At 60.8% G+C, this 20,399-nt stretch carries 17 protein-coding genes and 1 tRNA gene; 10 read left to right on the plus strand and 8 right to left on the minus strand.

Features of this window, described 5'->3' with window-relative positions:
- Nucleotides 1–60: 60 nt before the first annotated feature.
- A complete protein-coding gene (gene disA / locus HMPREF2710_RS03880) occupies nucleotides 61–1,137 on the minus strand; it encodes a DNA integrity scanning diadenylate cyclase DisA (RefSeq protein ID WP_070599611.1) in 1,077 nt (358 codons plus the stop codon).
- Between the two features lie 208 nt (nucleotides 1,138–1,345).
- Between disA and HMPREF2710_RS03885 the strand changes: the two genes are divergently transcribed.
- Complete coding sequence (locus HMPREF2710_RS03885; RefSeq protein ID WP_070599612.1) at nucleotides 1,346–2,827, plus strand: DNA repair protein RadA; 1,482 nt, start codon at nucleotides 1,346–1,348, stop codon at nucleotides 2,825–2,827.
- 100 nt (nucleotides 2,828–2,927) lie between these two features.
- On the opposite strand, the gene HMPREF2710_RS03890 is transcribed toward HMPREF2710_RS03885, so the two are convergent.
- From HMPREF2710_RS03890 to HMPREF2710_RS03915, 6 genes are all read right to left on the minus strand, one after another.
- Nucleotides 2,928–4,256 (minus strand): FUSC family protein, encoded by a 1,329-nt coding sequence (locus tag HMPREF2710_RS03890; protein WP_070599614.1) that lies wholly within the window; start codon nucleotides 4,254–4,256, stop codon nucleotides 2,928–2,930.
- 127 nt (nucleotides 4,257–4,383) lie between these two features.
- Nucleotides 4,384–6,075 carry a polysaccharide pyruvyl transferase family protein gene (locus HMPREF2710_RS03895; RefSeq protein WP_012902788.1) on the minus strand — a complete coding sequence of 564 codons (1,692 nt, stop codon included), beginning with the start codon at nucleotides 6,073–6,075 and terminating at the stop codon, nucleotides 4,384–4,386.
- 2 nt (nucleotides 6,076–6,077) lie between these two features.
- Nucleotides 6,078–7,130 carry a glycosyltransferase family 2 protein gene (locus tag HMPREF2710_RS03900; RefSeq protein ID WP_070599616.1) on the minus strand — a complete coding sequence of 351 codons (1,053 nt, stop codon included), beginning with the start codon at nucleotides 7,128–7,130 and terminating at the stop codon, nucleotides 6,078–6,080.
- 142 nt (nucleotides 7,131–7,272) lie between these two features.
- Nucleotides 7,273–8,307, minus strand: a complete 1,035-nt coding sequence (locus tag HMPREF2710_RS03905) for an inorganic phosphate transporter (RefSeq protein ID WP_070599618.1) — start codon at nucleotides 8,305–8,307, stop codon at nucleotides 7,273–7,275.
- Complete coding sequence (locus tag HMPREF2710_RS03910) at nucleotides 8,307–8,924, minus strand: hypothetical protein (RefSeq protein WP_005504391.1); 618 nt, start codon at nucleotides 8,922–8,924, stop codon at nucleotides 8,307–8,309. The genes HMPREF2710_RS03905 and HMPREF2710_RS03910 overlap by 1 nt, the downstream gene beginning before the upstream one ends.
- Nucleotides 8,925–9,320: 396 nt before the next feature.
- Entirely contained in the window at nucleotides 9,321–10,094 is a 774-nt protein-coding gene (locus HMPREF2710_RS03915) for a histone acetyltransferase (protein WP_083303485.1), read from the minus strand.
- An 87-nt stretch (nucleotides 10,095–10,181) separates the two neighbouring features.
- Between HMPREF2710_RS03915 and HMPREF2710_RS03920 the strand changes: the two genes are divergently transcribed.
- From HMPREF2710_RS03920 to HMPREF2710_RS03955, 8 genes are all read left to right on the plus strand, one after another.
- Nucleotides 10,182–10,254: transfer RNA gene (locus HMPREF2710_RS03920), tRNA-Lys, on the plus strand.
- 168 nt (nucleotides 10,255–10,422) lie between these two features.
- The gene (locus HMPREF2710_RS03925; protein WP_070832225.1) at nucleotides 10,423–10,932 is read left to right on the plus strand and encodes an asparaginase domain-containing protein; all 510 of its coding nucleotides are present in this window, start codon (nucleotides 10,423–10,425) and stop codon (nucleotides 10,930–10,932) included.
- A 1-nt stretch (nucleotide 10,933) separates the two neighbouring features.
- On the plus strand, nucleotides 10,934–11,620 hold the full coding sequence (locus HMPREF2710_RS03930) for an amino acid transporter (protein WP_070599622.1): 687 nt from the start codon (nucleotides 10,934–10,936) through the stop codon (nucleotides 11,618–11,620).
- Nucleotides 11,621–11,877: 257 nt separating this feature from the next.
- The gene (locus HMPREF2710_RS03935) at nucleotides 11,878–12,615 is read left to right on the plus strand and encodes an organic solvent tolerance protein OstA (protein WP_246824525.1); all 738 of its coding nucleotides are present in this window, start codon (nucleotides 11,878–11,880) and stop codon (nucleotides 12,613–12,615) included.
- A 110-nt stretch (nucleotides 12,616–12,725) separates the two neighbouring features.
- Entirely contained in the window at nucleotides 12,726–13,319 is a 594-nt protein-coding gene (locus HMPREF2710_RS03940; RefSeq protein ID WP_044141787.1) for a flagellar type III secretion system protein FlhB, read from the plus strand.
- Nucleotides 13,320–13,398: 79 nt separating this feature from the next.
- Nucleotides 13,399–15,078: an ABC transporter permease gene (locus HMPREF2710_RS03945; RefSeq protein WP_070599627.1), complete on the plus strand. Its 1,680-nt coding sequence runs from the start codon at nucleotides 13,399–13,401 to the stop codon at nucleotides 15,076–15,078.
- Nucleotides 15,079–15,170: 92 nt separating this feature from the next.
- Nucleotides 15,171–15,995 (plus strand): multidrug ABC transporter permease, encoded by an 825-nt coding sequence (locus HMPREF2710_RS03950; protein ID WP_070599629.1) that lies wholly within the window; start codon nucleotides 15,171–15,173, stop codon nucleotides 15,993–15,995.
- A gap of 406 nt (nucleotides 15,996–16,401) precedes the next feature.
- Nucleotides 16,402–17,061 carry a hypothetical protein gene (locus HMPREF2710_RS03955; RefSeq protein ID WP_070599631.1) on the plus strand — a complete coding sequence of 220 codons (660 nt, stop codon included), beginning with the start codon at nucleotides 16,402–16,404 and terminating at the stop codon, nucleotides 17,059–17,061.
- A 149-nt stretch (nucleotides 17,062–17,210) separates the two neighbouring features.
- Here the strand turns inward: HMPREF2710_RS03955 and HMPREF2710_RS03960 are convergent, their stop codons facing one another.
- The gene (locus HMPREF2710_RS03960; RefSeq protein WP_005504410.1) at nucleotides 17,211–17,867 is read right to left on the minus strand and encodes a DedA family protein; all 657 of its coding nucleotides are present in this window, start codon (nucleotides 17,865–17,867) and stop codon (nucleotides 17,211–17,213) included.
- A gap of 337 nt (nucleotides 17,868–18,204) precedes the next feature.
- Between HMPREF2710_RS03960 and HMPREF2710_RS03965 the strand changes: the two genes are divergently transcribed.
- Nucleotides 18,205–20,391, plus strand: coding sequence for a RecQ family ATP-dependent DNA helicase (locus HMPREF2710_RS03965; RefSeq protein WP_070599633.1), 2,187 nt, complete (start codon nucleotides 18,205–18,207; stop codon nucleotides 20,389–20,391).
- Nucleotides 20,392–20,399 lie beyond the last annotated feature (8 nt).

Here is a 20,399-nt window from a genome sequence, read left to right on the forward strand (position 1 = left end):
TTGTTGTCCAAGAAACGGGAGGCAGTTCACTCCGGCACGGGGGCTTTCGTATAGGTCTTCTTAGAGGTACTTCTCCAAGCTGCTCTCCGCCATGCGGGACAGCTGCTCACGCACCGTGCGGGCACGAGCCTCACCCACACCGTCCACGGCGCGCAGGTCCTCAAGGGACGCCGCCATGAGAGCCTGCAGGCTACCAAAGCGCTCCACCAGACGCTCAGAAATAGCGTTCGGGATGCTCGGAATGCCGGCAAGCAGGCGGAAACCGCGAGGCTGCAGGGGAAGCTCCAGGTCGGGGTTCTCACCAAACCCAACAGCGCGGGCAATCGCGCGCAGATCCACGATGTCCATATCGTCCAGGTTCTGGAGCGCCTCAACGCCGGCGGTAATCAGCTCGTCGTTCACCTCGGGCAGGTAGTCGCGCAGAATCAGGTCGCTGGCGGTCATCTCGGGGGCGCGCAGCTCCTCCAGCTGCAGGGCAATGAGGCGGCCGTGCACGCCGAGCTCCAGCACGTAGTGGCTGACCTCGCGGATAATGCGGTTCACCATCTCCATACGCTGAAGGGTCATTGTCACATCCGCCAGGGAAACGTTCGACTCAATCTCCAGGGCAGACAGGCTGGAGAGCACCGAACGCAGACGCTTCTTATAGCTTTCAAGGGTCTGAATCGCCTGGTTTGCGCGAGCCATCAGGTACTGGCTGTCCTCGACCGTGTAGCGGGTGCCGTCAACGTACACCGAAATCATAGACATCGACGCGCTCACCGAAATCACCGGGAAACCGGTCTGAATCGCCGTGCGTTCGGCGGTGCGGTGGCGGGTGCCGGACTCGTTCGTCTCAATGGAGGCGTCCGGCATGAGCTGTACGCCGGCGTGCAACAGGCGGGTGGCGTCGCGGTCGCAGATGATAGCGCCATCCATCTTCGCCAGCTCGCGCAGGCGAGTTGCCGAGAACTCGGTGTCGATGTTGAAACCACCCGAGGATAGGGAGGATACGGTGCGGTCGGATCCGAGTACGATGAGTGCGCCCGTACGGCCACGCATGATGCGTTCCAGGCCCTCGCGGAGCTCGGTGCCGGGGGCGATTCGGGCGATAGTTTTAAGCAATAGGTCACTATAATTCATCTGCACAAAAAACATTGTACCCGCAAGGGTGGTTATTGAGCCAGGTCAGGGGCGGAACGGCGGGCTAAAGTGCCTCAAAAACGAACGGATATTCTCGATATTTATACGGGAGTGTGCAGGGCTAAACTATCTGCATTTAAGAGTAAAAATATGTTCTGCGGTACCCCATTTCGCCCTGACCAAACACCGCGCACCATATTGCCCCAGACCCTAAAATAGACCCATGACCGCGCGCACGAAAAACACCAAAACCGCCCCCGCCTACCGCTGCACCGAATGCGGCTGGACCACCGCCAAATGGGTAGGCCGCTGCGGCGAATGCCAAACCTGGGGCACCGTCGAAGAAGCCGCCGGGGGAACCCGCGCGCGCACCCGTGCCGCATCCAGCGTGCAGAAACCCGCCCAGCCCATCGCCGAGGTCGACTCGCGTGTGGCCGCCTACATGAGCACCGGAAACCCCGAATTTGACCGCGTACTCGGCGGCGGACTCGTGCCCGGCGCGGTCATCCTCATGGCGGGCGAGCCCGGCGTGGGCAAATCCACCCTACTGCTGGACGTTGCCGCCACCTTCGCGCGCGGCACCGCCGGGATTGCGGGGCAGAAGGGCGCGCAGAACCGTACGAACACCCTAGCGCAAAACACCCCAGCGCAAAACACCTCTGCGCAGAACGCCCAGCCGCCGCGCCCGGTCCTGTACATCACCGGCGAGGAATCCGCCGCGCAGGTCAAGCTTCGCGCCGACCGCATCGGTGCCATTGCGGACACCCTCTACCTGACCAGCGAAACCGACCTCGGCACCGCCCTGGCTCACATCGAGCAGATTGACCCGGCGCTGCTGGTCATCGACTCCGTGCAGACCCTCGCCTCCGCTGAAGTTGAGGGTAGCGCTGGCGGCGTGACCCAGGTGCGTGAGGTTGCCGCCTCCGTGATTGCCGCCGCGAAGGAACGCAATATGTGCACCCTGCTCGTGGGCCACGTGACCAAGGAAGGCACCATCGCGGGCCCGCGCCTGCTCGAGCACCTGGTGGACGTGGTCTGCCAGTTCGAGGGCGACAAGCATTCGAATATCCGCATGCTGCGCGCGATTAAGAACCGCTTCGGCCCCACCGACGAGGTGGGCTGCTTCGACATGCACGAGGACGGCATCGCGCCCGTGCTGGACCCCTCCGGCATGTTCGTTTCGAGTACCCCGCACCCGGTGGCGGGCACCTGCGTGACCGTTACGATGGAGGGCCGCCGCCCCCTGCTCGCGGAGGTACAGGCGCTACTGGATCAGGCGGTGGCGCCCGCCCCTCGCCGTACCGTTTCGGGCCTGGATTCGGCGCGTATTCAGATGCTTCTGGCGGTGCTGCAGCGCCGCGCCGGGCTGAACGTGGGCAAGCTCGACTGCTACGTATCCACGGTTGGTGGCGCAAGGATTGCCGAGCCCGCCGCCGACCTGGCGTGCGTCATGGCGCTTGCCTCGGCGGCGCAGAATAAGCCGCTACCGCGTAAACTCGCGGTCTTCGGCGAGGTCGGCCTGGCGGGTGAGGTGCGCGCCGTGCCGGGCATCCGCCAGCGCATCGCGGAGGTGGGCCGCCTGGGCTTCACGCACGTGCTGGTGCCCGCCTCCCCGACCGGCGTGGGAGACGTGCCCGAGGGGGTCACCGTGCGCGAGGTGACCACCCTGGGCGAGGCGCTGGCACTACTCTTCCCGCAGAAGTAAAACAGCAAAAGCGAGGAGGGGGCTCCCGGCTGACGTGAAGGTCACCGGGAGCCCCCTCCGCTGTGTCTTGACGGTCGCCACTGACCCCGCTAGAACCCCGCTAGGAGGAGCGGCTCTCCTCCTCGTTCTCGTGCAACATGATGTTGATCGAGCGGGTGTGGAGCTTGTTCGTGCGGTGGGTGTTCACCGCGCTATCGGTCACGTCGTCAACCACCATGGAGTCATCCATGTCAGCGTCAACAATCGGGATTACCGAGGTACGCGGTGCATGTTTGGTGACCGCCTCGCCCAGGGGCACCAGAACCGCCACGGCGTCCTTGTGGGACATGCCGGTTGCCTCCATAAAGTCCACCACAATCAGGCGGAGCATCAGCACGAGCGACTCGCCCTCGAAGGTCGCCACACCCATCGTGCGCGGCTCGAGGGTGCCGGCAAGCTTAATCATGCGCTCGCGTGCCTCCATCATGTAGTGCTCGCGTTCGCCCTCCGTTGGGGCAGACATGCCCAAGCCGAGGCTCTGTGCCGCCACCGACAGCTCGGTCAGCGCGTCACTGAGCGAGAGCTGCGCGGCGGTGCGTAGCTGCACGTGGTGAATCGTGGACGCCATACGGCGGTTGAGCACGCGGTCGTTACGGATCGCCAAATCCACCGCGGCGAGGGTCTTTGCCATGCGCGCTAGCTCGCCCTTGCTCTTGCGGCTATTCCAGGACAGCTCATTCATACCCTGCGCGGTGATCAGGTCGCCTCGGCACGCATCATACAGCGGTTGCAGGGCGCGTGCATCAAGCAGGCTCTGGTACGCCTTGTTGTAGTCGTAGTAGCGGATTGCTTCGGAGGAAAGCTGGAAAACCTTCGCGAACGCATCCATGAGAGCCTGCGCGCGGGCACGCGGGTTCTTACGCGGGTCGCGTGGCATCAGGTACATGGCGAGGAACGCAAAGGCGCCACCAACGATACCGTCGAAACTGCGGGTGAACGCATCGTCAGGTACGGGCAGCAGCAACGTGAAACAGGCCTGGAAGCTGAGCTGAATCGTAAAAATAATGCCCTTATCGATAAATCGGGCAATAATCACGGTCAAGAAAAGCACCACTGCCGCCTGCCAGGTACCGTGACCGAGCAGAATCAGCAGAAGGTCGCCAATGAGAATGCCGAGGGTCACGCCGAAGGAGACCTCAAGGATTCGGCGGGAATGCTTAGCGCCGCTTACATAGCCGAGGGATACGAGGGCAGCGACCGGTGCGAAAATGGGTTCCTGGTGGCCCAGGATGTGCTCAGCGAAAAGCCAAGCGCCCATAGACGCCGCAACAATCTGCACAGACTGAAAGAAGTCTGCTCGGACTCGGTGAATACCCTCATGGACGAACTGCCGGGTGTTCTGTTCAGTAGTGCGTAGAATCTCTGCGAAGCGTGCCATGAGCACCATCATACCGGCGCGTGTGCTCTGTACAAGGGGGTAGGGGAGTGTTGGGTTGAAGTGTGAGAGACCCCGCGTAGCACCCTGGCTTGGGTAGTTTTTCGCGCGGAAACTTTAGCTCAAGGGCTCAGCTGCGATTCTAGCCGCGGAGGCGCCGCGCTACCTTCGCCAGCAGGCCCGGCTTCGTCTCGGCGGGCGCTTCAGAAGATGACTCAGGCTCAACGGTGACAGGATGCGTTTCTTCGGCGCCGTGTGCCCCGTGAATACCGTGCGCACTGTACGCACCACCGATAGCGCGGGCGTATTCGAGCTGCCGGCGGTGCTCGGCATCCCAGGAGTGCGCCCGGTCGGACATTGCCCACTCAAACCCAGCGGTGAGGGAGGTTTCGGTGAAGAGCTCGCGGGCGGCACGGACGGTCGCACCCAGCGGCTCGGGGAGAGCCGGGGTTTGCTCTGCGGCAGGGAAAGGCGCGGGGGCCGCACATTTCCCAGAGCCAAGAATCTGCGCGAGCAGGTAGGCACGCTCGGCTCGCAGAGCCTCCAGCAGCTCGGTGCGGCGTGCATCCGATGCCACCGCCGCATGCCGCAGGGCAGCGGTGACCATCAGCTCGGGAACGCCACCGGCGAGCATGCCCAACGGCAGGGTGAACTCGCCCAGCCCGTACAGGTTCAGGGCGCCGCCCACGCGCATCTGCGTGAAGGCATCTGGCACGAGGGCGAGCACGGGAATACCCGCCGCCGCAGAGAACACCGCCGGGTGGTAGCGGCTGGTCAGCGTGAACGCCGCGCCACGGTGCACGGTGACGCTCTGGTCGGTGTGCAGAATCGGCAGCAGGGTTGCCGGAGTGGAGGGGCTGAGCTGCTCAGCGATGCGCTGATGCACCTGAATATCGCCGCTTTCGGGGTTCTGTGGGTCGCCAAAATGGCTCAGGAACACGAGGGCGTAGCCGTGCTCGCGCCACATGCTATCGAGCAGACGCGCGATCTGCTGCGCCTGCTGTTCGGTGCACTCGTTGACGGTCACGCACACGTAGCGTTCGGGCAGCTCATCCAGTGCCTGACCTGCGGAAACGCCTTCCGCATAGTGCAGGGTACGCGCCGGGGAAGCCACCGGGTAGTCGGTGGCGTCATCCACGCTCAGGCGCGCGTCAATACCCCGCTCACGGCACCAAGCGAGGGAAGAACGTTCGCGCACCGTCACCGAACGGGCGGTGCGCAGCATGCGCTCCAGAACCTGCGCGTCCTCGGGGTTGAGGACCGGGCCCAAGGACTGACCGGTCACGTACACGGGCACGCCCGCATGCTCGGCGGCACGCACCGCGGCGGCACGCTCGTAGAGGAGCCAACCGAAGCGGGAGTTGAGGTTGCCGCCGCCCGAGATGACGACCGCGTCCATGGAGGCGATAGAATCCGCGAAATCTACCATCCGCTCAACGGTCTGCTCCAAAGGATGCAACACCTCCGGCAGCGCCTGCACCTGCGGTAACGCCACCAGCTCGGTAACGGAGGGGCGTTCCCGGTCGGCGTGCAGCTGCTCCAGGACGCACTCGAGCGCCGCGAGGGTCAGCTCGCGTTCAGCCGGTGCCCAGGGGAAGAGGAAAAACGGCAGGTACTCGTAGGGCGCGTCCGCCTCATGATTCACCGCCGCGCCGATATAGCGCGCCGAATGGCCCACATCGCGGGTCATGAGGGTGACCGCCGTGCCGCCTTCAGAAAGCGCCTGAGCGCTCGCAATGGTCATGGCTTCGTCGCCCACGTGGTAGATGTGCTGGCCGATATCGCCAATGACGAGCACACGCGGTGCTGTAGAAGAATGATTGTTCTCTGCCACGGCTACGCGCCCTTCTGCTCTGCCGAACCAGCCTCCGCTGACCCAGCCTCAGTACCGCGACGAACTAGGGAGCGCTGATTGAGGGAACGCTTCGCCAAGGAACGCAACGCGCGGCCCGGGGCGCGCAGGTGCTTGAGAACCTTCAAACGCTCCTCAATAGCCTGCTGACGAGCCTCAATACGTTCCAGGCGGCTCTCAATAGAGCGCAGAATGTCCAGGGATTCGCGGGTCAGATCGTGCCCATCAATCACGCGGCGCTCCAGGTCAGCCGCCAGATGCGCCTGGTACAGGTATGCACCCGGTCGGGCACCCGCCTGCAGGTCCTCGCGGATAGCGCGGGCACGCACCATCGAATCGAAGCGGGCGTGATCAGCCTGACGCTTCACGCTATTCGCCTCGGCACCCTCCGCGTCGGGGCGTAGCGACCAGTACGCCAGCGGCTCATCCACCAGCAGAATATCCGCCACAGCGGCGGCACGCATGTTGAACTCCCAGTCGCCGACCACCGGCAGGGACTCGTCGTAGAAACCGACCAGCTCGTGCAGGCAGCGGCGGTAGAGAATACCGATCGGCACGGCACGGTTCGTGCGGAACAGGAACTGCAAACCCATGCCGGGCAGGCCGTCGTGGAAAATACGCTCCTCGTACACCTCGAACTCGCCGTCGGCGTTCTCACGTTCGTACCGCTCCACAACGCGGGTGGTGCACATGAGCGCGCCGCTCTCTTCCAGCGCCGCGACGGTGCGCTCCAGGAACTCGGGTGCCCACAGGTCGTCGTCATCGTGAATCGCCACGTATTCGGAGGTGGTCGCCGCCAAACCGGCGTTGGATGCCGCCTCCATGTTGCCGCCGGAGGTGGTCAGCAGCTGCACGCGACCGGAACCCAGCGGGGATGCCTCAATGACGGTGCGGGTTGCCTGCTCGTCGCCTCCGTCGTTAATCACGCAGACCGTGTAGTCGGTGAAGGTCTGCTGCGCAATATTCTCCAGCGCGCGGCTCAAGAAGCGGGGGCGGTCCTTCGTGCGGACCAGAATAGCTACGGTAGGGGAAGACATAACCACAATCAGTCGAGGGTGAGTGGGCGCGTGCCAGCCCAAGAACTCAACCCATTATGAGGGTGTGCACTGTTCAGACTCAACCCGCCGCCCGGCTATCCCGCGGCAGTGGGCATGCAGGGGCACGAGCCGCCCCTAAAAACTAGCTGATGGATTGTAGCGCCACCATCGCCAGCACACCGAGCACAAAGCACGCCGGAATGGTTACCAGCCACACCAGAAGAATCTGCAGAACAATCCTGGACTTCAACGCGTTAAAACGCTGGTTCACGCCCGCGCCGAGCGCCGATGCAGTCGCCAGGTGCGAGGAGGAGAACGGCACCTGCAGCAGGAAGTAGCCGAGTACCTGCACCACCGCGGTCGTACCCTGGGCGACCGCGCCACGGAACGGGTCCAGGCGCACCATCTTGTAGGCAAAGGTGTAGCCGATGCGGCGGCCACCGGTCAGCGTACCGGCACCCAGGCTGAGGGCAATAATGAGGGTGCCCAGCAGCATCCCGCCCCAGGTGAGGGACTGAATCAGCGCCGGATCCATGATGCGTTCGCTCAGCAGCGCCCACAGCAGCAGGTACAGGTAACCGGTCTGCAGGCCGTGTAGCAGCGAAATCGCGGAGGCAGACACCGCCAGCACCTCGCGGGCGCGCTGATTCACCAGGCGCGGGTTGTGACCGACCACCAGCCGGTAGAACGGCACCACCATCAGCCAGGACAGCAGAAAAATGAGCGGCGGCAGATAGAAGAGCGGCAGCAGGGTCGCACCAAAAATATGCGGCAGGAATGCGAGAGAACCGAAGCCTTCAGCGGCGCTGTCACTCCTCGTCTGGGTCCACCAGCTCACACCCGCGAGGGCACCCACCAGCGCGTGAGTTGAGGAGGACGGCAACCGCAGAAACCAGGTGAGCACACCCCAAATAGCGCAGACGAGCAGCGCCGCAACGATGCCGTTCAGGCCGGTGGTACCCTCCGGGGCATTCACCCACGAAGCGGAATACTCACCAAGTAGCAGGAACGCACCAACCACACCGAGCACGTTGAAGAGCGCGGCAAGGTACAGGGCAGAGCGCTCGCCAAGGGCGCGGGTACGCACCGGAACAGCGACGGAGTTGGAGGCGTCGTGCACACCGGTAACGTAGACCGCGGCAATGAAGGCGCAGCAGGCTAGAAGACCCAGGAACATTAGGATTCCTGAACGATAATGCGGCCGATCTCGGCGGACACATCACGCATAGCGTTGGAGGCGGCGGTCAGCTGCGCCAGGAAGGTGGCGTAGCGGCGGTACCGTTCGGGGGTGTAGCGTTCGGCAATGTACGCGTCGTACTCTTCGGCGGTGCGCAGCGCCTGGCGGGAGATGCGCAGCATGTCCATCCAGTAGTTGTCGAGGCCGCGAATATCGGCGAGTTTGGGGATGACGGCGGCGGTCAGCACCGCCTGACGCTGAATGATGTCCAGGATTGAGGTGATGTGCGTGGCGAAGCCGTCAATGCTGTGCAGGGACAGCACGTGCGCGGCGCTGGTGAGTTTCTCAACGGCGTTGGTGAGCTTGCGTGCCAGCGTGTACAGGTCTTCACGCGGAATTGGCGGGGAGAAGGAGCTGCGCACCTCGGTGAGGGTGCGGAACAGCAGGTTCGTGGAGTCCGCCTCGTGGGTGAGCATGCGTTCGAAGAGTTCGGGGTACTCCGCAACGGGGGAGCCGACCATTTCTGAGAGCAACGCGGCAGCCTCACCGACCTGCGCTGAAATTTCAGCGAGGGAGGCGAGGGATTCGTTTGCGTGGGGGAAAAGTCGGTGCAGCATAGTTCCCAGTCTAACCAGTATTGGGTGGTGCGGGTGCGCATAGCCCGCGCGTATCTCATGAGCGCTCGAGCTTCAGACACAACTGCGTCGGGCTGGCGGCGGCTTCTAGACGGGGTTTTAAGCAAAAAACGGTGGGGGTCGATTTCTCGACCCCCACCGGAACGTTTAGGGATGTCGGGTTGGGAGCGCCTCTCGGCGGAAGGCCGCTCGAAGCGGCTAAAGATTTGGAGCCCGGGGCTACCTATTAGCAACCCGACATCTTGTAATTATTATACACCCGCACCCGGTGCAGAGCCAATTAGAAACAGGCTTATCACGCCTTTGCGGCCCAATGTGGAACCTGTGCCAATTCGCGGCACGAACCCGCATTTTTAGGCGCCTAAACGCTGCAGAAGACTAGAATGCTTCGAGGCTGGTCTGCGATTTTCCCTGCGCAGAATCAGCCTCCGAAGCCCAGGTAGCCTGCTGACCAGCCTCAACGGCGCGAAGCTGGGCGGCGACCGCCTCCAAATCGTGCGCAATCTGCTCCATCTGCTGAGCCTGACGCGGCAGACGAGCACGACGCTCCACCGCCTCACGCTTCACCTCGTGGCTGCCCGGAACCGCACCATCCTGCCCGGCAGAGCGCGCATAATCGGTGCGAATACCCAACGCCACCACGTGCGCAAACGCCGCGCAACGTTCCATCGCAATATCCGTATCGCCGGTGTACAGGCCTGCCAGAATCTTATCAATCGTGCGGACCACCTCCTCGGCACTCGGCGGGTCGGGAACACCCGCCACCACGTGCGAACGGTAATCCTCCGCCATGCCCAGCTCAAAAGCACGGCTCACCCCGCGTGGCGAACGATGCACCACATCCCGCAGCCAGTACATACGCCACAGCGCACCCGGCAGGGAGTGGGCGCTTGCGTGCGACCAGAGTTCGGCGAGCATTTCAATACCGTAGTCGTCGGTGAAGCTGACAAGTCGCTCGGTCATCTGCTCATCGGTGCCGCGTCCACGCATTAGCAGGATGCGTGCGGAGGCGTGTGCCGCCTCTTCGCGTGCGGCGGGGTCCATGCCGCCTTCGTGGCGTTCAAATTTTTCGGCGGAGTAAAGGACGGGGCGGTGGTGGGTGCGGTGTCGGGTGCGCCCGGAGGCGCCGGTTGATGCTGCGGGTGTAGACATAGGATTTCCCAGTGTACCGTTCATTGGCTGGGGGCCGGTAGTGTATAGTATTTCTATCTGCACACTTTCAGTTTTGTGTGGATAGGAGCGCCTTTAGCTCAGTCGGTAGAGCTACGGACTTTTAATCCGCAGGTCGTGGGTTCGAGCCCCACAGGGCGCACTAGCCGACCCGTCGCCTCCCGCATTGCGGGGGTCGGCGGGTTTTTGCGTCTTCACCCTCATGCGCGTGGTCTTACCTCGTGCCTATCCCGTGTGGTGGGGCGTGTCCTGCCGGGTTCGCCTGGCAGTTTTGATTTGTGTACGTTGACCCGAAAAGATGAGGAAACCCGTGAGCGTCACCATTAAGAACCCCGAAGAGATCACGATTCTTGCCACTGGCGGCACGATTGATAAGTTCTATTCGGTGGCGGGCACCATGGATATTGGTGAGCCTGCCGCTAAGGATCTGCTGGACCGTGTGATTACCGATATCCGTTTTGATATTCGCCCGCTGATTGGCAAGGACAGCCTGGACATGACCGATGAGGATCGTGCCGAGCTGACCGAGGCGCTGAACGCTGTCACTAACGACCAGGTGCTCATCACTCACGGTACTGACACCATGCCGGAGACTGCCCGCTACCTGGTGGAGCACGCCGACCTGGGCGATAAGGTTGTGGTGCTGACCGGTGCGATGCAGCCCGCCGTGATGGCTCGTTCGGATGCCGGTTTCAACCTGGGTGCCGCTATTGCCGCCCTGAACCTGCTGGAGCCGGGTGTGTACATCAGCATGAGCGGTCGTATTTTCCCTGCTGAGAGCGTGCGTAAGGATCGTTCTCGCGGTATTTTTGAGGGCTAAGATGGCTGATTCCGCTCGTATGCGGCGGGGTGAACCGGTTTCTGCCGCCGAGCTTGCGCCGGTGGAGGGCTCCTCGGATCTTGTGCCGCAGGAGCATATGTCCCAGGGGCATATGTCACAAGCGCAGCTGATGCAGTTGCAGGCGATGGAGGAGCTGGAGCAGCAGGCTGACGAGTTCTGGAATGTCACCAGTGATTACCCGCTGCCGGCTAAGAATCTGTACCTGGTGCGTGTGCTGCTGCTGGTCGTACCCTCGCTGATTACTGTTTATTACTTCATCCGCGTCACGCTTTTCCCGATTGGTGCGGTGCCGCTGGTTTACCTGGTGATGCACATGTGGGTTGCCATGATTTACCGGGCGAACCGTTCGGTGAAGTTGGTGTTGCTGGCGAATGCGGCATCCGGGGTCGCGGCGGCCATTATGACGGCGTTCTTTGCCTATGCGCTTGTGACGGTGCAGGGCCCGCAGACGCTGCTGGACCGTGTGGGCGTGTTCTATACGGTGAGCCTGCTGACGGTCATGGCGTCGTTCGCGTTGGAGGTTCTGTTCTCGCTGTTCTATAGTTTGGCGGTTCGTAGGAGCTTGCGTCTGACGCAGAAGAAGCAAGAGGAAGAACAGCGGAACGCAGAACAGCAGCATGCAGAGGACCCGAACGCGGAGGCTTCGCGTGTAGCGGAGCAGAGCTAACGCACACCGACGGGCGGGCGAATCCCCGCGCATCCGCGCCTCTGCCGGGTGATGCCTGAGGGGTGTTGATGGGGTGATAAGTGGCGGTGTGACACGCTCTCAACGATGCCCAGCCACTGCTCAGATTCCCTTAAAGTACGCGTGATACGGTAGAGACAGAAACACGACCCGCACCTGCCAGGAGGCCACTCATGGGCGCTACACACCTGAACACAGATGCCGCTTCATCCGCAGAACACCCGGATGAAGATATCAGTATGCAGACCCGCTTTCAGGCGCCTATCCGTCACGTGACTCCTGCCACGCCGGAGGTGTCCGTTCCGCTGAACGCGCCGCCTGTGGTGACGGGCTCGCATCCGGTTATTTCGGCGACTTCTACCGTCATCATTCAGGATGGTACGAACCCGCCGATTGTGGTGCGTACGCATCCGACGGGTCCTCTACCGCCGTTCCCGGGGCAGGGTCAGTTACCCGCTTTTCTGCGTACTTACACCGCTGATGAGGTGAAGGAGCGCAAGCAGAAGCTCAAGAAGAACCTGCTGGTCCGCGCCGTTATTCTGTGCATTTTGACCCTGGTCGAAGGGCTCATTATTTCTCAGTACACGCAGCCGTTGGCGATTTGTTTTGGTTTTGTGGCGGCGCTTTACCTGGTGGTTCAGATGTGGCCGCTGATGCGCCCTCCGAATGATTCGACGGACGCCTCCGTGTATAGCGTTTGGGCTATCTGCTCCCTGATCGGGTTTGTTGCGGTGGGGCTGGTGCTTTCACCGATTACGTTCCTGCTGCTGATGCTCGACTGGGCTGGAGTTTCGATGGGGCTTGACCCCCTGCTGATACTTGTTGTCTTGGGCTTGGTCTGGTTGAGCGAGGTCGGTTTATCGTTGCTGACCATTTACCGCTTCAACAACTTGCGAATTGCGATGGCGAACCGGGCAGATTCTCCGTTGCTACCTGACAGTATTTCCGCGACGGTTGATCCGTCCACTTCTGCCTAAAGTTTTGAGGCGGCGCGGTAGACAAACGCTGCGCCGCCGTCCACACTCACATCACACACTCGCTCATACGTTTTCCGCACACTATCAGCCGATATCCGAAAGATTCAGCTATGTCCGCCGTCGAGTCCTCTCCGCCATCCGCTCCGAACACCACGCATCCTACGAAGCCCGCCACCCCCACTCTCGTGTCTGTGGCGGGTTGGGTTCTGCTTGTTATTGCTGTGGGCTGGCTGGCGCTGATTGCGTACACCGGCGTCTCCTATGCGACTACCCATTTGTCGCATTTTTCGACCTGGCGCGCCCAGTCGCTGGTGGAGGCGCAGGCGTACTACCCGGTGATGTTCTTGCTGGTCAGCGCGTTCGGTAACGTGACCCTGCATGCTTTCTGCACGGTGGCGTACCTGCGTGGCTACCGTTGGGCGGCGCTGGTGCTGTCGGTGGCGTTGGCGTTGGGCGTTTTGGCTTCTTTGCTGATTATGCTGACTGTGGCGGCTCTTCTGGGCACGTTGAATGGTGCGCCGAGCCAGGATGTTGAGTTGCTGCTCAGTAGCGCTTCGCCGCTGTACACTCCGGTGTATATTGCTGGCCCGTACATGCTGGTGTGCGTGGTAGCGTTGGCGTTGGTGTGGTCGCGTCAGTCGCGTTCGTACATGCAGGCGCGCCGTGATTGGCGTTTGCGCCGTAGCGAGGACTACCTGATTTAGCCTTGCAGATTCTGGCTGCGGGTCCCGGACCTGCGGCTCACCGATAACTTTATTCACCCAACCACAGTTAGGATGACTCGTGCACCCTACTTCCGAACCTGCGCACGAATCCACATCGCAGACTACCCCCGGCGCTGCTAAGCGCACATATGATGAGCGGGCGGCGTTTGAAGAGGCGAAAAGAAACCTCGGCATAGTCGGCGATAAGGAGCAGCAATTCGACCGGGGAATGGCGATTCTCGGTAAAGCGTATTCCATCGCGATGATGCTCATTCTGGTGTATTTCCTCCTGGATGCGTACCAGATTATCGTTACCGCGGGCCGGAGTGTGAACATCGGCTCGTTCCTTAGCTATGCCCTGCCGAAGGTTCTGTCTGACGCTGTCTTGGTGGTGCCGTTCCTCTGGTTCGTTCTGGACTATACCAAGTCAGGGTACGTTAATCCGCGCCGCCTGCTGATGCTGTACCTTCTGCTGTGTTCCTTGAGCGGTGTGCTCTCTTTTGCGGGTGTCTTTGGTCTGGCTCAGGTGCTTTTCCCTGCGTTTACCGCACTGGATCCGGTGTCGCATCCTGCCGCTGCTTCGTCTATGGTGTCGCAGGCTCTGGTCGGGGTGATTACGGCGGGTAGCGCCGTTCTCCTGTTTTTGCTGACTCGCCCGGCTGTGGGCGTGGTCCCGAGCCCCGCGGCGATTCGGGAGCAGATGCAGATTATCAAGGACAGCATGGCGGATGATGAGGAAGAGCCGACCCGTGAGGATGTTCTTCGTCAGCTTGAGAAGGAAGAAGGCCCGGTCAAGGACTCTACCGAGCAGCTGTTGCGTGAGCTTTCCGCCGATTATGCGTTGTCGAATGACCCTGCGGAGAAGAACCGCCTGCTGGCTGAGATACAGCAGGTTCAGCGCGCCCAGAATGCGGGTGTGAAGCCTAACTTCGACGGCGCGTCTGGCGGGTCGGATAAGCCCCAACAGGAAGCGCACGAGGGTGCGGAGGCGACCGCCGCCTCCACCGCGCCTGCCGCGCCTCAGGTGGTGCTCCCGCCCCGCCCGAAGTCGCTGCGCGGCGTCATGTGGCTCGCTACAGCCATTATTATTCTGTCCGCAATCCAACGTATCTATGTATCTATCCATAACGAGGTCCCAGACCGCGTTATGGAAAATATGCCGGGCATCATCATTTCAGGCATATTTGCTACCTTCATCTTCTCTCTCATACCGATTTTCGTCCTCCGTCGACTGTGGAAGGGCCGTAGATGGGCGTACTTCCTCACCCTCTTCGGTAGTGCTTTTGTGGTTTTTATCGGGGCGATGAGTTTGCAATCTTTCATCTCGGCTGATTATTTCTCCAGGCTGGCGGATGAATCGTTGACTTCAAGGCCCCGAGACTACGTAGTTTCCATCGTGGTGAGTGACATTATGGGAGCTTTTCTTACGGCCTTCTACCTGCTGATAGTTGTGCTGCTCATTAGCCGTCCCACCAGGTCGTTTATGACAACCGCGAGGTTGGCATGGATAGAAGCACGCGAACAGGTGAACGCCGGTGACGGTTGGATTGTTGCGCATCAGGATGCAGAAACGCGTACTCATCTGGAAGAAGAACAGACCCGCAGGGAAGAAAAGGAAGCTAACCGACGGGCTGAAGAAGCGGTCGCTCAGCAGTACAAGAGGGCCCGCCGTACGGATGCGCGGAAGAACTCCCGCAACGAACAGCGCGGCTACAAGGATACTTCCGTGTACACCGAGGAAGGCTACCGCCTCAACTAGGGCGGGAAGCCCCTCCCCATGGGGAGACTCTTTGCCACCTGCCCCGTGCTACAGCGTGCGGGGCGGGGTGCGAAGAGAAGAAAGGAACAACGATGTCAGAACGTACCCCAAAGCAACCGCTAAACGATCCGGAGTACACGGTTCCCGAGTACAGCGTGCTGTTGCCCTCCGACGAGGCTGAAAATAGCACGGTGGAGAGTGGCGCGGCAGAGGACAACGCGCCCGGTGACAGCGCCCCCGAGCACGCCAGCACCCCCAAGCAAACCACTCCCGGCTACCGGGAGGCGACCGCTGGCTACACTGCCGCCTCCGAGCAGGTAATTCCGGAGCGCCCGAAGGCTATGCGCAGCGTCATGTGGTGCGCTGCCGCCATTATCGTGCTGGGGCCCCTGAGTAATTTTCTGCCGATTCTAAGCGGGTCATATATCGATTTTGAGACGGTGGTGAGTGTTCTCTTCTCTGCCCTGGTGGTTACCCTCATCATCTCCGCCATCCCGATTTTTATTCTCTGGAAGATCTGGGATGGCCGCGAGTGGGCGCGCATTCTTACCATCATCTACTGCGCTCTCGCGGCTGCTAGCGGTGTGCTTATTCTTGCGGATAATTTCTCGGAGTTAAGCTCTAGAGCGGCTGCGGCGTCCAGCCTGGGGCGTGTCGCGAGCGGCATTTTTACTCTTGTTCTTTACCTCCTGATGATTGTGCTGCTGACTCGTGCTCCTATTAGGGTGTACACCCAAATCGTTAGCGGGGCACGTGCACTAGAACACCAGCAGATGATGTCTGAGACGAGACAGGCTGCCGGTCAGGTGCCGGCGGAACTTCGAGAGCTTTTCGCTGATGACGAGGACGGCGAACGCACCTCATCAAAGGAAAACAACCCTCGCCCGCCACACCGTAGTGCGGGATGGGGAACATAGAAAGGGGCACCAACGTCAGGAGTTCCGAGGCTAGCCCTAGTAGCGCGGTAGACAGTAACACGGCAGAGGATAATGCATCCGGCGACAGCACTCCCGAGCACACCACTACCACCAAAATGCTCAGAGCATGAAAGGGTGGGGATACCAAACGGTATCTCCACCCTTTTGCGTTAAATATCGAAATCTTCTAGCTGGTAAAACCCTTTGAGTTACCTAAAAGGTTCCAGGCATCGTATAAAAACTCTACAGGGTTCGAAAAGCTTACCCTATACTGAAAAAGTATTATTCTCTCAGCTAACTACATCAAATAACTCTTTTAGGTACGTTTAAGGCAAATCTACCTGAACGAGTACAACAATCACCGACTGACGCACCACAGTGCGAGCATATGAGAGAAAGAACGACGATGTTTAACAATACTTCCGGCGCCCCCGCGGGCACGCTGGTACCTCAGGCGGCTCAGTCTAACGCCGCAGCATCGAATATTCCGGCACCGAACTTTCCGGCACCCGCCGCAGCGGCACCTCAGCTTCCGGTTCCTGCAGGTGCCCGCCCTGTGTATGGTGTGCCGGGTGTCCAGCGCGCTATCAATCATCCGCCGCGCCCCATTGCTATCTGGATGGTAAGCATTTGCGTGGTCTTGCTTCTGGCTACGTACCCCCTACAGCCTCTTGTGGGTCTAGAGTTTATATTTGCGTATTGGCTGGCAGCTTGCACTATGGGGCTTACGATAATTCTCCCTATTGTTCTTGGAGTAGTCTCTGCCTGGTACCTCAATGAGGGTTATGAGTGGGCGCGAGTGGTGATTATTATCGAGGGCGCGCTGCGTATGCTTCTGGATATTGTGGTCGTAGCCGGATCTGACCGCTTCTTTCTGAGCAATGACTATAATTCCCAAGCGGTCAGGGCGATGTTTTTTGGTCCGTTTATGACCCTTGAGGGCATGTATGCGAAGCTCGCCTTTGACTTCATCATCCGCATTTTCTTTATTGTTCTTCTCTGCCAGCCGCAGGTGGGGCGGTACATCCATATGCGTGGAGACCTGCGACGCATGGGCCTAAAGTAACCCCGCGGAGGTAGTAACCTCGCGGAGGTGTAGCTGGCTTCCGGGGCATCACCTCCACCGGGTTTGAGAGAACGCAAAAAGGTGGGGATACCAAACGGTATCCCCACCTTTTCTCATCCCCGGCTCAACGACCGAGAAGGACTCACGTATTACTCAGCAGATTCCTGCTTCGCCTTCGAACGGCCACGCAGGTACTCGATAATAACCGGCACCACTGAAACCGCCACAATAATCACAGCAATGTACTCAATGTTGTTATGCACGAACGGGATACCGCCCAGCAGCACACCCGCCAGACCAATCAAACCAATCCACGCAACCGCGCCAACAACATTCCACAGGTGGAACTTCTTACGGTCGTACGAAGAAATACCAGCCGCAAGAGACACAAAAGTACGAACAATCGGCACGAAACGACCCAGAACCAGAGCCAAACTACCGCGCTTCTGGAAGAACTCCTCGGTAGTGTGCAGGTTCTTAGTGCTCAGAATCTTCGCGTCATCCTTGAAGATCTTACGGCCGTAACGGGCACCAATCTGGTAGCCAACCTCAGCGCCAGCAATAGCAACCAGCACCAGGACCGGGAACGCAACCCACAGGGACAGGCCCATCTGCTCATGCAACATACCCAGAGCAAAAATCAGGGAGTCACCCGGAAGAACCGGGAAAAGAACACCGGACTCAATAAATACGATAATTGCCGAAACAACCAGAACCCAGGGGCCGGTATCGAGCAGGAACTGCTCAAGGTCGAGGCCCAAGAGCGCAACCGGAAGATGCGCCAAAGCGGTGGCAAGAAAAGTCATGAAAAATCCTGAACTGTGAGTGGACCGCACACACGGATCGGCGGCGGAGTAACACCAGCATAGAAAGCGTACCTATGGTGAACATTGTGCAAAACTATGCGGAGGCTGTGTATTACTGGCACAATTCTACCGGCATTTACGCCGGACGCACGGGTGAGCGAGGCGTAAATCTCCTCGCCCGCATGGCGAAACAACCTGAGGTGACGCGGCGCTCGCGTGCCTCCCCAAGAAATGACCATCCGCAGAGCCGGGCGATACCGGGTGTGACATGATGGAAAGAGAGCACGGCGCGTCGCGGCGTAGCGATTGACCCAACCACCCACCGTTGGAGAGAACCATGAACCCCCAGCAGTCAGCTTCCAGCCCCGCGGACTCCCTGCGCACCGATTCCCTGCAGGCTGACCCTCTGCACGCTGAAGCCCGCGAAGTGTTGCGCCGCCTCACCGGTGTCGCTGATGCTGAGTTCCACGATGGCCAGTACGAGGCGATTCGCGCCCTCGTCGCCGACCGAGCCCGCACTGTGGTGGTGCAGCGTACCGGCTGGGGTAAGTCCGCCGTCTACTTCATCTCCTCCCTGCTGTTGCGTGCCCGCGGTATGGGCCCGGCGCTTATTGTCTCCCCACTGCTCTCCCTGATGCGTGATCAGGTTGAGGCAGCATCCCGCGCGGGGGTGCGCGCCGCAATGGTGAACTCCGCGAACGTGACCGAATGGGATGAGATCCGCACCCGCCTCGAAACTGATGAGCTCGATGTGCTGCTGGTGGGCCCCGAACGCCTCAATAACCCGGCGTTCCGCGAGCAGTGGCTGCCGTACCTGCTGCCGCGCCTGGGCCTGCTTGTTATTGATGAGGCGCACTGTATTTCTGACTGGGGCCATGATTTCCGCCCCGATTACCGCCGTATTGGTTCGCTCATTAAGTCTCTGCCGGTGGGTGTGCCGGTGCTGGCGACAACCGCGACCGCTAATGACCGCGTTAGCCGCGATATCGCTGAACAGCTCAGCACTGACACCGCCCCTGTGCACGTAATCCGCGGCCCGCTATCCCGCGAGTCCCTGCGCCTGGGTGTGCTTACCCTGCCTGATGAGGCGCAACGTATCGGCTGGCTACTCACGCACCTGAACGACCTGCCCGGATCCGGCATTATCTACACGCTGACTGTCTCTGCTGCAGAAGATACCGCAAACGCTCTGCGTGCCAGCGGCTACGAGGTTCTCGCCTACACGGGTAAAACCGACCCCGATGAGCGCCTGGTTGCGGAGCAGGCGCTCAAGGAAAACCGTGTCAAGGCTCTTGTGGCGACGAGTGCCCTCGGTATGGGTTTTGATAAGCCTGATTTGGGTTTTGTGGTGCACCTGGGCGCGCCGTCGTCTGCGGTGAGCTACTACCAGCAGATTGGTCGTGCCGGTCGAGGTGCCGTCAACGCTGATGTTTTGCTCCTGCCCGGTCGTGAAGACCGCGCCATTTGGGAGTATTTTGCGACCGCCTCCATGCCTAACGAGGAGCAGGCGCTGGCTGTTCTTGATGCGCTGGCTCAGACCCCGGAGGGGTTGAGCATTACCGCTTTGGAGGCGCGCGTTCAACTGCGCCGCTCAACCCTGGAGCTTCTGCTGAAGGTGCTGGATGTTGAGGGCGCCGTCGTGAAGGAAGGCAACTATTGGCGTCGAACCTCTTCGCCGTGGCGGTACGATAACGCTCGCTATGCGGCGGTGGCGCAGGCACGTGTGCTGGAGCAGAACGCCATGCTCGAGTATGAATGTACTAGTCAGTGCCGCATGCTTTTCCTGGCTCAGCAGCTTGATGATGCTTCCGCTGTTGCGTGCGGTCGTTGCGATGTGTGCGCGGGCCCCTGGTACCCGGTGGAGGTCCCCACTGAGGCACTGCAGGCGGCACAGAGCAGCTTCAACACGGTCGGTGTGCCGTTGCAGCCGCGTCGTATGTGGCCGAGCGGGTTGGATCAGCTGATGGGTGCGGATGCGCCGCGCGGTCGTTTGTCTAAGGACGAGCAGGCTGAATCCGGTTACGCTTTGGCACGTCTGAGCGACATGGGGTACGGTACACGTCTGCGTGAGCTTCTGGCGACGAATGAGCTGGGTGAGCCGGTTGATTCTGAGGTCCCTGCCGAGCTGGGTCGCGCTTGTGTGAAGGTGCTTGCCGCTTGGCAGTGGTCTGAGGCAGGTCGTCCGGTGGCGGTGTTGACTCTGCCTTCGCCGGTGCGTCCTCGTTTGGCTCAGTCCCTGGGTAGGGGATTGGCGTCGGTGGGTCGCCTGGTGGATTTGGGCCGGGTGTCTCTGGTGGGGGAGCCGCGTTTCTTTGGCGGTAATAGCGCATTCCGCTGTGCGGATGTGCTGCGCTCGTACCGGGTGCCTGCAGAAGTTCTGGACTATGTGCGTGAGCATCGGTGCCCTGTTCTGCTGGTTTCTGATGTGGTGGATTCGCGGTGGGCGTTTACGGCTGTGGCGCGTGAGCTGCGGCTGGCGGGTGCTTCTGCGGTGTATCCTTTCTCTTTGGCTGCCACCCACTAGTCGCGCCC

This window comes from Rothia sp. HMSC069D01, assembly GCF_001810135.1.
GTDB lineage: Bacteria > Actinomycetota > Actinomycetes > Actinomycetales > Micrococcaceae > Rothia.